This is a genomic window from Roseateles microcysteis (assembly GCF_036880965.1).
Classification (GTDB): Bacteria; Pseudomonadota; Gammaproteobacteria; order Burkholderiales; family Burkholderiaceae_C; genus JAUASW01.
Genome location: NZ_JBAJMV010000001.1, coordinates 373,017 through 387,419, shown reverse-complemented (window position 1 = coordinate 387,419; position 14,403 = coordinate 373,017). Strand labels below are relative to the sequence as shown.

The window sequence follows — 14,403 nt, the reverse complement described above, 5'->3', positions numbered from 1 at the left end:
CCACACGGCCTACTAAGAACTTATCCGTAAATAAGGAATAATGACTTCCCATGCGCGATGACCGCGTTTGGAGCGGCGATGGCAAAAGCCAAGGCTTGGGAAGTCACGGATGATTTCTGGAAGCGGGTGGAGCCGCTGATTCCGGTTCGGCAACGTCCAGCCGATCAGAACTACGCCCGAAGCGCTGGCGGCGGCCGCAAGCCGAAGGATCCACGCCTTGTCTTTGAAGGGATCGTTTACGTTCTGCGGACAGGCTGCCAATGGAAGGCGCTGCCCGCTGAACGGTACGGTAGCGCCAGTGCCATTCACGCTCGATTTCTTGAGTGGAAAAAGGCTGGTGTCTTTGAGGCGCTGTGGAAATTGGGCCTGGCGGAGTACGACGAATTCGAGGGCATCGCGTGGCGATGGCAAAGCATTGACGGCGCGATGATGAAAGCGCCACTTGCACAGCAGAGCGTAGGGGCCAATCCGACGGATCGGGGGAAAAAACGGGAGCAAGCGCCATCTACTGGTGGACGGTCGTGGCGTCCCGTTGTCGCTCGTCGTGACCGGAGCGCATCGGCATGATGTCTCTCAACTGACGGCAGTATTGGATGCAGTCATGGTTGATCGTCCGAGTCCACCTCGACGGCGTAGCAAGCATCTTTGCGCTGACGCAGGCTACACCGGAGCGCCAGCACTGAAAGCCATGACAGAGCGTGGCTACATCGCGCATGTCAAAGGACGAGGCCAGGAAGCCAAAGAACTCAAGCGAAAGCCGGGCTCAACGGCAAAGCGCTGGGTCGTCGAAGTGGCGCACAGCTGGTTCAACCGATTCCGCAAACTCTTGGTTCGATATGAAAAGCTGGACCGCAGCTTCCTTGCCCTCAATCACTTGGCCGCCGCGATCATGACCCTTCGGAAGATCAAGTTCGCGACGAACATTATTTACGGATAAGTTCTAAGTCGTGCCCTATGCCTCCTACGTGGCGCTGGCCCAGCGTATCAATGCGCTGACGCTGGGCGCGGGCGTCAAGAAGACAGCATCTATCACTCAATTCGCGCTGACGTTCGCCCGTGTCGCTGGCTCCGTGAGGTGCTCAGTGGCGGTGGGGCGCTAGCTGCTGCAGATCCTTCGGCAAACGAACGCGCAGCTCTGCAGCGCTCGTTAGCGTGCCTCCGTGGCGGGCCCGGAAGGGAAGCGAGGCAGCTTCGCTTTCGAAGGCCGGCAAGTTGCCGGCACGCATTGGCCCCAGCAGGCTGGATTCCTGCAGAAAGCGCGCCTGTTCGGTCGGCAGCCAGATGCCGCTGGCGTAATCACTCACATAGACCTTCGCGATCTCCGCCGCCTGTCGTCCTGGCGTGTAGCGGCTGACCTGCTGCAGGTAGTGAAAGAGGCTTAGCGGTGAATCAAGGAATTGCACATGGCCATCGCTGAAAATCACCTGCGCCGCCCAACGCCGCTGGCGTGCCGGGAACATGCCGCATACCGGGCAGCGTGCCTGAGACGGCACCTCGCGCGCCGCCAACGGCGGCAGGCCACTGGCCGGGTCGTATGCAAAGGTGGGCGCGACAATGCACACGTCGTCAGGAACAGGCACGGCTGCCGCAGGCCTGTCCCGGACCCGTGTCGCCAGATAGCCGCTGCCAGCCAGTGAGGGCAGCGCAATCAGCAGGGCGCCGCGCAGCAGAGTGCGACGGGGGAGGCTCATGTCGATACTCGCGTCACATCCGAGTGTCGTGCAGGGCGCCGCCACTCAGGTCAACCAATTCAGGCTTCAGCTCGGCATAGCGCAGCACCTGGCCGCCCCATTGCTGCGCGAAGGACTTTGCCGCGGTCTCCTGGGCGAACGAAGCGGCGGTTGGGCCCATCGAGCCGCGGCGTTTGCTCCCCAGCACGTAGAAGGCGCTGCGGGCATCGATCCAGTGTCCGCGTGGCTGTTCCCAGTCCGCCAGGGCCATGTCCTGCACATGGGCTGATTGCAGCGCGCGCACCTGTTCGGGCCGTAACAGCGTGGACAGCAGCTCCACGGTGTCGCAAAACCATTGCGTTTGCGCCTCATCCGCATAGCGTAGCTGCCCCTTGGGGCCGGGGTACTCAGCCAACAGCATGCCGTCCAGCGAGCAGCTTGCCTGGGCGTCAAAGTCTTGCGGCCCGGTGCTCGCTGTGTCGTCCTTGCGGCCGCAAGCGGCGAGGCCTAGTGCGGCCAGACCTGCGCAGCCGCACAGCAGGCGGCGACGTCCTTGGTTGTGTTTCTCGTTCATGGTTTGAATCTCCAGCAGGCCAGAGCCAGCGGCCCGACGATCCAGGTCAACATGGCGCTGCCCATCAGCCAGGGCTGTCCCAGCGCGGGCGGCACGATGCTGGCCAGACCGTAGAGGCGGCGCACATCGTCCAGCGAAAACACATTGAGGATGCGGAATACATCCGCGGGATTGAGCAACAGCAGGTAGGCGAAGCTATCGCCACCCAACGCGCCGCCGCTGGCTACCAGCAGGCCCAGCAGCAGCAGGTCAAACACCAGCACCATCGCAAACCAAAGCGCGATGGCCAGGCCCGAGGCGCGGGTGCGGTCGCGTGCCAGCACCGACAGCAGCAGGGCCAGGCTCAGGAAGGCCAGGCCCAGCAACACCGAGCTCAGCACGAAGCCGGCGTAGTGGTAGACCCCGGCACTTCCGAAGCGCTGGAACAGCAGCACGGCCACCAGCGCAAATCCAGCCAGCGTTGACAGCGTCAGTGCCGCAGCCAGACCAAGGTACTTGCCCAGCAGCAGTTCCAGTCGCGTAATTGGCAGCGCCAGCAGCAGGTCCAGCGAGCCACGCTCGCGCTCTCCGACGATGGCGTCGAAGCCCAGCAGAAGCGCGATCAGCGGGATCAGGTAGATCACCAGGGACACCAGGCTGGCGATGGTCAACTCGATCGATCGTGGCCCGATCTGGCCCTGGGCAGCTGCGCCGAAATAGGTGATGGCCAGCGAGAACAGCGTAAACACCAGCGCCACCGCCAGCACCCAGCGATTGCGCAGGCGGTCGCGGAACTCCTTGGTGCCCAGGGCCGTGATCTGGCTGAGTTGCACGCGCCCGCTCATGAGGCCTCCCTGAGGTCGAAGTACACGTCTTCCAATGTGGGTTCCTTGATCTGCAGATCGTGCAGGCCGGCTGGCGCCAGCAAGGCGAGCAGCGGCATCTTGTGCTGGCGCGGGCAGCGCACCAGCAACTCGACGGGGCCGCGCCGTTCCAGCCGGAGATCGGAGCCGGGCAAGGCGGTCGGGATCGATTGCGCCAGGGCGTCCAGCTTCTCGGGTGGAGCGCTGACGAGTACGGTCAGCGGCATGCCCGAACGTTCGCGAAGATCCTGCACGCTGCCCAAGGCCAGCACGCGGCCGTTGCCCAGCATCGCCAGCGCGTCGATGCGCTGTTGAAGCTCGGCCAGGATGTGGGAGCTGATCACCATCGTCACGCCCTCGGCGCGCAGCGCGTCGAGTTGGGCGTAGAAGTCACGGATGGCGCTGGGGTCCAGGCCGGTGGTGGGCTCATCGAGCAGCAGCAGGCGTGGGCTGCCTAACAAGGCTTGGGCAAAGCCCAGGCGCTGGCGCATGCCCTTGGAGTATTCGCGCACCGCGCGGCGTGCAGCGCTGCGCAGGCCGACGCGCGCCAACAGCGGCTCACACTGGCTGGCGGGGGCGCCTTTGAGGCGAGCGAAAAACTGCAGCGTCTCCAGGCCGCTGAGGTTGTCGTAGAGCACCAGGTTCTCAGGCAGATAGCCGATGCTGCGGCGCGCCTCGCGGAAGTCGCGACCACCGACTTCGCAGCCGTTGACGCGAAGGCTCCCACTGCTGGGCGTGATCAGGCCCAAGACCAGCTTGAACAGCGTGCTCTTGCCGGCACCGTTGTGGCCGATCAGACCGAACAGCTGGCCTCGCGGCACGCGCAGGTCCACGCCGTCCAGTGCCAGCAGCGGCGCGCGTGCGCTGCCGTATTGCTTGGTGACACCCTCGAGGTACAGGGCATCAGCGGAATTGCTTGTCACGCCATTCGCTCCAGTTCTTGTGTTGCGGCAGCATGGCCGGATGGGCGTCCACGACGCTCGGTACGCGCAGCACCGGGAATTGCTGGCCGAGCAGTCGCAGTGCCTGCACCGCCGGGCTGCCCAGCAGCAGCTTGACCGAGGGGTGTCGCCACTGCAGGCGGTCCACCAGATCGTTGGCTTCGTAGGGCAGGTCGCCGACGCCGTCGCCGTCCCGGTCCCAGCCCAGGTAGTTGCTCCAGTGATTGCCCTTGCCGGGCTTGCTAGCGCCCCAGCGCTCGTCACGTGCGCCCACATAGCGCACCTGCTCGCGGTTGGCGATGAAGTCGTTGCTCTGCACGGTATTGCGCGTGGAGCCGGCCGACAGGTGGACGCCGACATGGTTGTCCACCACCAGGTTGCCACGCAAGGTCGCGTACTCGACGTCGTAGATGAAGAAACCGCGGTTGTTGCCAGCGACGACATTGCCTTCGATCACCGAGTCCTGCAGCGTGCGCAGCATGATGCCGTGGTCCGAATTGCCCCAGGTTCGGTTGTTGCGAACGATGTTGTCGCGCACCTCCATCAGCGCCAGCCCGCCGCGGTTGTTGTAGCTGTCGTTGTCCTCCCACAGGTTGTAGTAGGAGTTCATGTAGTGCGTGCCGTACCGGCTGTGGTGCAGCTTGTTGCGACGGAACTCCGCGTGGTGGGACACGTCCACATAGAGTGCGTCGCGCACGAAGCTGACGTTGTTGCCGCTGATTCGAGCGCCGCGGGTGTTGTAGAGCTGAATGCCGTTGCCGCGCTGCGAGGAATTCACGTCGCGCAGGCCGGTGATCAGGTTGTTCTCGATGCGCACGTCGTCGGCCTTCTCGATCCACAGGCCGAACAGGTTGTAGACCAGGTCGCAGTGGCGCACCACGGCGCGGTGGCTGCCGGGCTGGATGTAGATGCCAGCGTGCTGCTCCTTCAGGCCGTGGCCGGAGTCGCGCACGATCAGGCCTTCGATGGTCACGTCGGGTGCGGCCACGCGTATCGTGTCGCCGCGCTGGCCGCCACTGAGGGTGGGCCGGCCTCGGCCGCGCAGCGTGAGTGGCTTGGCGATGTGCAGATTGGTGTCGTAAAAGCCTCGCTCGACTTCCACCACATCGCCGGCGGCCGCGCGCGTCACCGCAGCCTGCAGGTCCTCGCCAGGCATGACGCGCCAGGTGGCGGCCCAGCCGGGGCCGGCCAGCAGCAGGCACAGCACAATGGCGATGCGTCTTCTCATGCGACCAACCGCCCCAGGGCCTTCAGCGTCAGGAAGAGCACGGCGCCGATCAGCAGGTTCTTGAACGCGACGTAGCTGATCATGTCCATCCAGCCGGCCACCCGGTAGTTGGCGCGCCACCAGGGGCCGTCCTTCACATAGCGGCGGCCGTTCATGCGGATCAGCACCTCGTAGGCGCTCCATCCGAACCACCAGCCGATGATGGCAGCGGACGACAGGCGACCGCTGGCAGCCAGCAGCCAGGCGAGCGTGGCTGCCAGAGCCAGTGAAATGCCTGCGATCTGCAGCGCGCGCTGTGACTGCCAACCTTCGCGGCTCCAGGGCAGCAGATGGTCGCGCAGTTCCAGAAGCAGCCAGCCCAGGCCGCTGCGGCCGGCCTTGTGATACGGCGCTGCAGGCTCAGTCGGCATGCGCGGGTCCGGCCCTTGTGCCGCCTTGGCGCTGACGGCCGGCACGGCGTCGATCGGGATGAAGTAGCCGTCACGGCCGATGGGCGTGATCAGCAGCCCGTCGCGTTCGCGGCGCTTGCGCTCCTTGGCCAGCGGCGGGCAGCCCATCTGGTCGGTGTACAGCACCATGCAGTCCAGACAGTGCAGGCATTCGCGATGGTCGATGCGGCCGGCGGCGTCAATCGCCTGGGCGCCGCAGCCGACCGCGCAGGCCTTGCAGCTGTTGCAGTCCTGCTTGCGCCTCAGGCCGAACCAGCGGAAGGTGCTGGGCATGGCCAGCGAAGCGCCCAGCGGGCAGATGTACTTGCAGTAGGGGCGCTCGATGAAGATCGACAGGCCCAGGATCAGCGCGACAAACAGGCCATAGGGCCAGGCCCGGTTGCCGATGCCCACCAGGAATGTGGTCTTGAAGGGCTCGACCTCGGCCAGGATCTCGGCGCGGCCCATGTCGAACATCGAGACCGCCAGCAGACCCAGGAAGATGGCGTACTTCAGCCATTTGAGCCTGTCGTGTAGCGCCTGCGGCACCGGCTTCTGCCAGCGCTTGAGGCCGATCTTTCGGGCGATCTTGAAGATCGCCTCCGACAGTGAGCCGAAAGGGCACATCCAGCCGCAGAACAGGCCACGGCCGAACAGGAACACCGTGACGATGATGAAGATCCAGAAGACGAAGATGAAGGGGTCGCTGAGGAACAAGGACCAGGTCCACTGGAACAGCAGGCTGTGGAACCAGGTCAGCACCTGGGTGATCGAGGGCTGGGCCATCACGCCGAAGCCGACGAAGACGATGGACAGTGCCCAGGCGCTGTACTTGAAGGCGTTGACCGGCCACTTGTTCTTGTGGGTTGAGAGGCGCGTGAGGCGCTCGCGCAGCGCGTAGACCACCGTCACGGCGATCAGCAGCGCGCTGAACAACGCGATCTCCAGCGCGCGGCTCTTCCAGATGCGCACCCAGGGGGCATCAGGCTCGATCACCTGCGGGCGGTCGCCCTCCAGCCATGCGCCTGGCAGCCAGTATTTGCTCTCGAACACTGCGAAGCTGCGCTGTCCCGTGGCGCGATCCACCCGGTTGCCCAAAAACGCCAGCTTCCATGGATAGGCGGCTGAGAAGGCGTCAGACCGGATCACGAAGATCGCCGACTCGGTGTAGGCCGGAGCCCCCTCTGCTTCCAGTCCGTAGAGGTTGTAGGCGTCCAGGTCGCGGAAGGTGAAGGCATCTGCACCCTGTTTGACCTGCACTCGGTCGTAGATGCCGCCGCGCACGAAACCCGAGCCCTTGAAGGACTCGGCACCGGCGCTGCGCAGCACGAAGAGCGCCTGCTCGCCCTCTTTCAGGCGCGAGCGCAGCGTGGCGAAGCCACTCTTGCCCAGCAGGCTTTCGCCCAGGTCCGGATGGTTGAGGTCGCCGAACCACAGCTCGATGAAGGGCTCGGTGCTGCGCTCAAGGCCAAGCTGCTCCGGCATCACGCGCAGTTGCTGCACGGCGCCGACCTGCACCAGTTCGTCCCAACGGTAGTGGCGGCCACTGCTCGCGAAGCGCGCGGCATCGCGGCGGGTCGGTTCGATGATGCCGACCTGGCGCGCCACGGCGGCGCCGGAGAGCTGCATCACCTGATTCTGCGCGATCACGGTGACGGTGGCGCCCGAGATGGCGTCGACGCCCAGCACGTTCTCGTCCGGGCGCGAAGGCCCCACCTCAATCTGGTCGGTGACTGACTTGCCGAGGTATTGGTTGTTGAACTTGATCAGCGTGGACTCGGGAATGCCCAGCAGAAGGATGGGCTCAGAATGCTTGAGCACCTTGACGCCCACATAGCGCCCACGCACATCCATGCCGATCAGAGTCACCACTGGCTTGCCGGAGTAGGCCGGCGTGTCGGTGATGTCGGTGGACAGCATCACATAGCCGAGCAACTGCTTCTTGCCGGGCTGCTGCGGATCGGCCGCGCCATAGGCCTCGACATAGGGCGGTTGCCCTTTGCGCGGCGAAAAACTGCTGGCGCCGGGAAAGACCTCGGCGCAGGGCACCAGCGCGCACAGATCGGCGGCAGTGGCCAGGTCGGCTGGCAGATGGGCCTCGTAGGCCTGGGCCATCGCGGACTGCGCGCCTATTTGCAGCAGCAGTGCAAGAAAAAGCGCGGCCAAGACCCGAAGGCTGGCCGCGAACTGTCGAACTACCGGCATTGTTATGTCCTCGGACCGCGCCCCGTGCTCGAAACGGGACGCGGCCGCTCCCTCATCAGGCTTCCACAATCATGCGAGTGCGCATCTCAAGGTGCAGTGCATGGCAGAAGTGCGTGCAGTAGCACCAGTACACGCCGGGTTCACCGGCTGTGAAGGTGACCGAGGCCGTCTCCTGCGGATTGACGATGAAGTTGACGTCGTGGTTCGGAATGGCGAAGCCGTGCGTCAAGTCCTCGATCTTGTCCAGATTGGTCAGGATCAGCGTGACCTCGTCGCCCTTCTTGACCTTGAACTCGCGCAGCGAGAAGGCTGGCGCCTGCGAAGTCATCTTCACGGTGACCTTCTTGCCGTTGCGGACCACGCCGGATTCCTTCGGATCCTTCACCGCGTTCGGGAAGTCGTCCAGTGCATAGACCTGCTTGGGCTTGACCAGATCGCGCTTGAAGATGATGAAGTCATGCGGCTCGCCACGCACCGGGTGGTCGGCCAGCAGCACCATCTTCTCGCCCGACATGTCGATGATCTGCTCGTTCTCAGCGTGCAGCGGACCCACGGGCAAGAAGCGGTCCTTGGAGAACTTGCAGCCCACCGCCAGATACTTGCCGTCGGCGGCGATGGTCTCGGACTGCGAGCCGTTGATGTGGCCCGGCTGATATTGCACGTCCAGACGATCGACGACGTATTTGGCGTTCTTGTCGCCCTTGTGGAAGGCGATCGCCTTTTCGACGTTCCACTTGACGATCTGGCTGTCGAGGAACAGCGTGGTGTAGGCGTTGCCGCGGCCGTCGAAGGCCGTGTGCAGGGGGCCCAGGCCGATCTCGACTTCGGCGGCGATCGCGCCGTCGATCTTCTCGAGCTTGCCGTCGAACCACTCCAGCACCTTGGCCAGCTCAATCACCGTAGCGGTGGGTGATAGCTTGCCGGCGCAGATGAAATACTTCTGGTCCGGGCTGGCGTTGACGCCGTGCGGATTCTTGGGCACCGACACATAGGCAGTCAGGGCGCTCTTCGGATCCTTGTTGGCTTCATGGGTTCCGTCCACCACCGGCACCTTGGAGTTGCCGAAGGTCTTGAACTTGCCGGCCTTCACTGCTTCTTCGATGCGCGCGATGTTGAAGAAGATGCAGGCGTCGCGCTCGGCGGACATCATGTCCTCGTACTTGGCACCCATCTCGGTGTTGTACTGGTTCGACGCTGCCAGCTTGCCGTCATAGGAAGTCGCTACCAGGTCGCAGTTGCCGTCGATCAGCACTTGCCAGCGCACCTGCATGGTCTCCGCATCGACGCAGCTGAACAGTGAGCGGTACTTGCTCGAATCCTCAGTGCCTGCGTTGGGCAGCGGGATACCGAACTCGCCACCGCAGAACACACGCGTGGTGTAGTTGATCGCCGGATCGACCGGGTCGCGCTTGTCCGGGAAGATGCCGTGGAAGCCCTGCACATTGGGCAGTTGCGTGATCTTGTCGCAGACGAAGTAGTCCAAACGGATACGGGCGATGCGGCTGTTGATCTTGTCGTTGATCCAGGCGTAGCGGCCGTCGTAGTTACCGTCCTTGTAGGAGGCGTGCGTGTGGTGGGTGTCGCCGACTGAGTAGCGCAGCGAGCCGTCGGCCTTGGTGCCCATGATCTTCTTCGACTCGTTGGTGTGGCCCCAGCCCACCAGTGCATCGGGAACGAAGCAGGGGATACGCAGCAGCTCGCGGCCGGAGGGCAGACCGAGAACGCGCATGTCACCGGTATGACCACCGCTCCACAGGCCGTAATAGCTGTCCAGCTCACCAGGTTTCAGGTGCGTGCTATTCGCTCCGTGTGCCGCGGCGGGTGCCGAGCCGGCTGCCGCTGGCGCGCCAGCTTCGGGCTTCTTCTCTGCGCAGGCTGCAACCCCCAGCGTCAGGCCGGTCAGTGCTGCGGTGTTGATGAAGCGGCGGCGGGCCATGCCTGCGGGCACGGTGTCGATGACGGTCTTCTTGTCTTCTTTCATGGTCATACCTCTCGGGGGAAAATTTCAGAGAACAGGGGGGGCGCGCGCGCTGGCGGCGGCGCGGCGCTGGCAACGGTGAGGGTGAATCGCTGTCTAAGGCCCAGCGTGGGCGGGCCCGGCGGAATGAAATCTGGCAGCCAAGCTGAGGCTGGAGGCGGGCCCCCGCCTGTGAGGCAGAGTGCGCAGTCGGGCATGGACGAGGAGGCTTCCTCGCCGGTCGACAGATCGACCAGACGCAGGCCGCCCGCGCTGCTGCAGACCAAGTCCAGCGCCGCGGGATGGATCAGCGGCGCGGCATAAGCCAAGCACCAGCTCAACAGCAGGCAGCCAAGCAGCCAGCGGCAGACACAAGGTCTGCGCAAGTGCGATAGCTGTAGGGTGCGCATGTTGGGAACTGGAGTGCAAGGGCAGGAGACGGGCGCATCCTCGCTACCGACGGTGAAGCTGTCCTTGAAGCAGTTCAAGATTCGCAATTAATCCAATAATATGTATCGTTGATATAACAATGTGCTGGTGCAGGAGTTCGCTAGCTCGCAGAATCCGCGCATGTTTCAACTGAGCGTCAGTTCCCACATGAAGATCATCAGCACCACTTTCCTTGGCCTGGCCTTGCTGGGTCTTGCCGCCTGTGGAAAACAGGAATCTGCCCCGACGGCGACGCCCGCGCCGGTCGCGGCAGCAGTGCCCGCGCCGGCTCCAGTGGCCGAAAACGCGCTGGGCAAGAGCGTCTATGGCAAGACTTGCGCCATGTGCCACGCTGCTGGCGTGGCCGGAGCCCCAAAGCCGGGTGACAAGGCCGACTGGGGTCCGCGCTTTGCCCAAGGCAACGATGTGCTCTACAAGCACGCGATCGAGGGCTTCACCGGCGCTAAGGGCATGATGCCTGCGCGCGGCGGCGGCGCCACGCTCAGCGACGATGAAGTCAAGGCCGCAGTCGACCACATGGTGGCGCTGTCGCGCTGATGTCATGAGCGGGCAGATGATGATGTTGCGGCGTCGGCCGCTGGTCCTCGGCCTGCTGGCGGTGGCATTGCTGCCGCGCCAGGTGATGGCCAACGGCGGATCCGTGCAGCGCGCCTCGGCACCGCTGCTGGGCACCCAGGTTGACATCACCGTCTCGCACCCCGATGCTGACCTGCGCCGCCAGGCGCTTGGCGCGGCTTGGCGCGAGATGCTGCGCCAGAGCGAGATGATGAGCCGCTATCGCAGCGCCAGCCAGGTGTCAGCTTTGGCGCGCGCCGCTGGAACTGCGGCCGTGCCAGTGGCGCCGGAGTTGATGCAGGTCTTGCTGGCCGGACAGCAGCTGGCGCGTGACAGCGAAGGACATTTCGACCTCACGGTCGGCGCCTATGCCGACTGGGGTTTTGAGCCGGGGCAGGCGCACATGGCCGAAGCCAGCGCCTTGCGGCGTCAGCAGCGCCTGGTGGACTACCGCGATCTGCAGCTCGATAGCGCGACCTTGAGCGCGCGCCTGCGCCGTCCCGGCATGCGTCTGGATCTGGGCGGCATCGCCAAGCTTCCGATTCTGCAGGCCGGGCTTCGCTCCCTGCAGTCCATGGGTATTCGCGACGCCCTGATCAACGGCGGTGGTGATGTGCTGTGCAGCGGCCAGCTGCAGGGGCGCGACTGGCGCATCGGTCTGCGCGACCCGCGCGAGCCGGCTCAGTTGCTGGGTGTGCTGAGCCTGTCCGGCGGCGTGGTTGCGGCCTCTGGCGATTACGAGCGCGGCTTTGACCTGGGCGGTCGTCGCTACCACCACATCCTGGACCCGCGCAACGGCCAGCCTAGCCAGGGCCTGCAAGGCCTGGCGCTGGTGGCGCGGGATGTCGAGGCTGTCAATGGCTGGGGCGCAGCCATGATGGTGGCAGGCGCGCCGATGGCAAGGCGTTGGTTGGCGGCCATGCCGGGCGTAGAGGCCATGCTGGCTGGCCCGCAGGGCCTGTGGCTATCGCCAGGCTTGCGCGGCCGGCTGGCGTCGGCATAGACGCGCCATAGTCAGTCCGAAGACCAGCAGTGCCAAGGCATGGCCGGCGCCGGCGAGAGCCAAGGCGGACGGCCAGCCGCGCAGCGTCGCCATTGTGCGCAGGGCCAGGCTCAGGCCCATGATGCCCAGCGCTAGCAAGGCCCAAGGGCTGTGCCGGGGCCGCAGCCCGGCCAGAGGTGGCAGCATCAGGGGCGCATGGCCGAACACCATCGCGAACACGAAGCCCAGCCACAGCAGATGCCAGGCGATGCCAAGGTTTGCCAGACCGGCACCAGCAGCCGCCAGCAGCCAGCCATAGCCGACCAACAGACAGATTGCCGTGTGCCCAGCCCAGCCGGGCGCGCGCCACTGCAGGCGCGCCAGATCGAAGCGCAGCAGCCACAAACCGAGCAGACCCAACAGACTCCAGCCCAGCTTCGCTGCGTGCTCCGGCGCCAGCCACAGCAGCAGCGGCAAGGTCGCGAACGAAGCCCAGCCCAGAAGGAAGGCCCGGCTAGCCCAGGCAGGCAGTGCGATGAAGCGCATCAGCTCGCGGCGCTCGCCGGCGATGGTCAGAACCAGGAACAGGCTCCAGCCCCAGCGCGCCGCCTCGAGCTCTCCCCACTTCAGGGTCAGTGCTGCGCCCAGCAGCGCCAGCGCGCCGCTGGCTTCCACCGCCAGGGGCAACGACCAGGCGCGCGTGTGACCGGCCCACAGATACAGCCCGCACAAGCCAGTCGCGCTGACAACCCAGGCGATCTGTGCCGGCAGCCAAGCTCCTGACAGGGCCAGCACCCCCCCCAGCGAGGCTGTGAGCGGAACCCAGAGTCCGCGTCGCAGCGCCGCCACCCGTTCCAGTGCAATCACGCTTCCAAAGAAGCCGGCCATCATCAGCGCTCCATGCATCAGCAGGGCCTGGCGGGCCAGTGGACCTTCGATGCTGAGGCTGCCCAGGCGCTGCAGGCCGCCGCCCAGACCGCATATGAGGTTCAGCACGGCGAGTAAGGCGCAGCCGGCCAGCGCCAGTCGCGGTGGACGCGCCGAGATATTCATGGCCTACCCGTCCATCCGAAGCGGGCGCGCAACTCAGGCGTCATGCGCTCTGGCGTCCAGATGCCGTCCCAGTCCATGTCGACCTCAATGACCCAGCCGGCGGGGCACAGGCGCTCCAGCGCGCAGCCAGCATCGTCGATCAGCTGGTCGGCCATCGGGCAAGTGGCGCTTGTGGGCAGCAGGATCAGCTCTGCCCGGCCCGGGGTCAGTGTCAAGCGCTCCACCAGGCCCAGCGCCACGATGCTTTCTCCAATCTCTGGATCGGCCACCTGGCCGAGCGCCCGCATGGCCTCGATGTGCAATGCACTCAGCGCCATCTCGTTCATGATTTCAGTCCTTTGCTGGTTTCGTTCGGCCGCGCAGCAGCCAGGGGCCGTAGCGTAGGGTCCATCCCACCGCGAGCAGCGCGAATCCGCCGGCCGCTGGCCCCAGCATCTCGGGGGCCATGGCCCCGAGCATGCGGGCGAGCGTCGAGGCCTGCAGCAGGCACTGCAGGGCCCACAGCAGCGCATCCACCGCAATGCTTCGGCCGTGCTGGACGGCGCTGACCCGGCTGACCATAGCCAGCAGCGTGGTTCCCATGAAGCCCAGGCTCAGCGCGTGCAGTGGCAGCAGTCCCAGCCGACCGGCCTGGCCAAAGCTGGTCAGCAGCAGCGCCGCGGCTTCCAGTGCGAAGCTCAGGGCCAGCCACAGGATTCCCAGATGCAACTGGGCCAGCAGCGGTGTCCTTAGTGCAGCAGCCAGCTCTCGACGCAGGCTTGCCTTCAGCAGCACAGCCGCGAGGCCCATGCAGGCCAGTGCCGCTGGCATGGTCATCCACGCCGGCGGCGCGGCGAGCCAGGGCGCTGCCAGATCCAGCCCACCGCGGAGCCAAGTTCCCAGCAGCAGTAGTATCAACAGCCACGGTGCGCGCTTGCCCTGCTGGTGCAGGAAGGGACTCAGTCGTTGCAAGGCGACGGCAAACACCGTGGCGACACCGAACCACAGGCCCAGGCGCGCAGCCTGGCGAATCAACAGTGGCTGCATCAGCGCTGCGCCGGCCGCTGCCAGTGCCAAGGCCAGGGCGCACACGGCCAGGCCGGACGTCACGGCATAGGCATGATGAGCATCACCAGCTGCGCCCCGGCGACACAGGCCCAGCAGTTGGCCGGAGAGTCCGGCCAAGCCCAGGGCTGCCAACGCGAGCCCCCAGGTCAGCAGCGTCATGCTCGCCAGCGGGCCAGCCGCCGCCAGCACCAGCAGCCAGCCCAGCAGGAGTGCCGTGACGCTGGCGCTCAGTCGGCGTGCGTCCACCGGGGGCAAGCCCAGCCAACGCGGTACCGTCGTGAAGCAAAAGCCGGCGATGAAGCAGGGCATGAAGCTCAAACCCATCAGCAAGCCGTGCAAGATCGTGACGTCCAGTGGCGTAGAGGTCGGCTCCCATAGCTGCACCATCCACCATACCGTACTGCTTACCCACAAAAGGCCGCCGACTAGAAAGAGCGGACGGTGTGGTGCGATCAGAGGATCCGCACGCAT

The 14,403-nt window shown here is 65.3% G+C and carries 13 protein-coding genes; 3 read left to right on the top strand and 10 right to left on the bottom strand.

The genetic code is table 11. The features are described from left to right. The first annotated feature begins 78 nt into the window (after nucleotides 1-78). Nucleotides 79-937 (top strand): IS5 family transposase gene (locus V3596_RS01805; RefSeq protein ID WP_334275877.1). Its coding sequence is split into 2 segments (ribosomal slippage): nucleotides 79-485 and nucleotides 484-937, totalling 861 coding nucleotides; the frame shifts between segments, so codons are not numbered across the junction. 142 nt (nucleotides 938-1,079) lie between these two features. On the opposite strand, the gene V3596_RS01800 is transcribed toward V3596_RS01805, so the two are convergent. The 7 genes from V3596_RS01800 to nosZ are packed head-to-tail and all read right to left on the bottom strand — an operon-like array spanning nucleotide 1,080 to nucleotide 9,875. Beyond that, on the bottom strand, nucleotides 1,080-1,691 hold the full coding sequence (locus V3596_RS01800; protein ID WP_334275876.1) for a nitrous oxide reductase accessory protein NosL: 612 nt from the start codon (nucleotides 1,689-1,691) through the stop codon (nucleotides 1,080-1,082). Nucleotides 1,692-1,704: 13 nt separating this feature from the next. Beyond that, entirely contained in the window at nucleotides 1,705-2,244 is a 540-nt protein-coding gene (locus V3596_RS01795) for a nitrous oxide reductase accessory protein NosL (protein ID WP_334275875.1), read from the bottom strand. Next, nucleotides 2,241-3,068 carry an ABC transporter permease gene (locus V3596_RS01790; RefSeq protein ID WP_334275874.1) on the bottom strand — a complete coding sequence of 276 codons (828 nt, stop codon included), beginning with the start codon at nucleotides 3,066-3,068 and terminating at the stop codon, nucleotides 2,241-2,243. Before V3596_RS01790 ends, V3596_RS01795 begins: the two co-directional genes overlap by 4 nt. Further along, nucleotides 3,065-4,009, bottom strand: coding sequence for an ABC transporter ATP-binding protein (locus tag V3596_RS01785; RefSeq protein ID WP_334275873.1), 945 nt, complete (start codon nucleotides 4,007-4,009; stop codon nucleotides 3,065-3,067). The genes V3596_RS01790 and V3596_RS01785 overlap by 4 nt, the downstream gene beginning before the upstream one ends. Further along, nucleotides 3,990-5,255: a nitrous oxide reductase family maturation protein NosD gene (locus tag V3596_RS01780; RefSeq protein ID WP_334275872.1), complete on the bottom strand. Its 1,266-nt coding sequence runs from the start codon at nucleotides 5,253-5,255 to the stop codon at nucleotides 3,990-3,992. Before V3596_RS01780 ends, V3596_RS01785 begins: the two co-directional genes overlap by 20 nt. Beyond that, nucleotides 5,252-7,888 carry a 4Fe-4S binding protein gene (locus tag V3596_RS01775; protein ID WP_334275871.1) on the bottom strand — a complete coding sequence of 879 codons (2,637 nt, stop codon included), beginning with the start codon at nucleotides 7,886-7,888 and terminating at the stop codon, nucleotides 5,252-5,254. The genes V3596_RS01780 and V3596_RS01775 overlap by 4 nt, the downstream gene beginning before the upstream one ends. 55 nt (nucleotides 7,889-7,943) lie before the next feature. Next, nucleotides 7,944-9,875 carry a TAT-dependent nitrous-oxide reductase gene (nosZ, locus tag V3596_RS01770; protein ID WP_334275870.1) on the bottom strand — a complete coding sequence of 644 codons (1,932 nt, stop codon included), beginning with the start codon at nucleotides 9,873-9,875 and terminating at the stop codon, nucleotides 7,944-7,946. A gap of 567 nt (nucleotides 9,876-10,442) precedes the next feature. On the opposite strand from nosZ, the gene V3596_RS01765 reads away from it, so the two are divergent. Then, on the top strand, nucleotides 10,443-10,832 hold the full coding sequence (locus tag V3596_RS01765; RefSeq protein WP_334276473.1) for a c-type cytochrome: 390 nt from the start codon (nucleotides 10,443-10,445) through the stop codon (nucleotides 10,830-10,832). Nucleotides 10,833-10,848: 16 nt separating this feature from the next. Next, nucleotides 10,849-11,853, top strand: a complete 1,005-nt coding sequence (locus V3596_RS01760) for an FAD:protein FMN transferase (RefSeq protein ID WP_334275869.1) — start codon at nucleotides 10,849-10,851, stop codon at nucleotides 11,851-11,853. Here V3596_RS01760 and V3596_RS01755 read toward each other — a convergent pair. Genes V3596_RS01755 through V3596_RS01745 form a run of 3 tightly spaced genes read right to left on the bottom strand, consistent with a single transcriptional unit; the run spans nucleotide 11,815 to nucleotide 14,403 of the window. Continuing rightward, nucleotides 11,815-12,885, bottom strand: coding sequence for a hypothetical protein (locus V3596_RS01755; RefSeq protein ID WP_334275868.1), 1,071 nt, complete (start codon nucleotides 12,883-12,885; stop codon nucleotides 11,815-11,817). The two genes, V3596_RS01760 and V3596_RS01755, sit on opposite strands and share 39 nt — an antisense overlap. Then, nucleotides 12,882-13,211, bottom strand: coding sequence for a metal-sulfur cluster assembly factor (locus V3596_RS01750; protein ID WP_334275867.1), 330 nt, complete (start codon nucleotides 13,209-13,211; stop codon nucleotides 12,882-12,884). The genes V3596_RS01755 and V3596_RS01750 overlap by 4 nt, the downstream gene beginning before the upstream one ends. A 4-nt stretch (nucleotides 13,212-13,215) precedes the next feature. Then, nucleotides 13,216-14,403 carry an NnrS family protein gene (locus tag V3596_RS01745; RefSeq protein ID WP_334275866.1) on the bottom strand — a complete coding sequence of 396 codons (1,188 nt, stop codon included), beginning with the start codon at nucleotides 14,401-14,403 and terminating at the stop codon, nucleotides 13,216-13,218.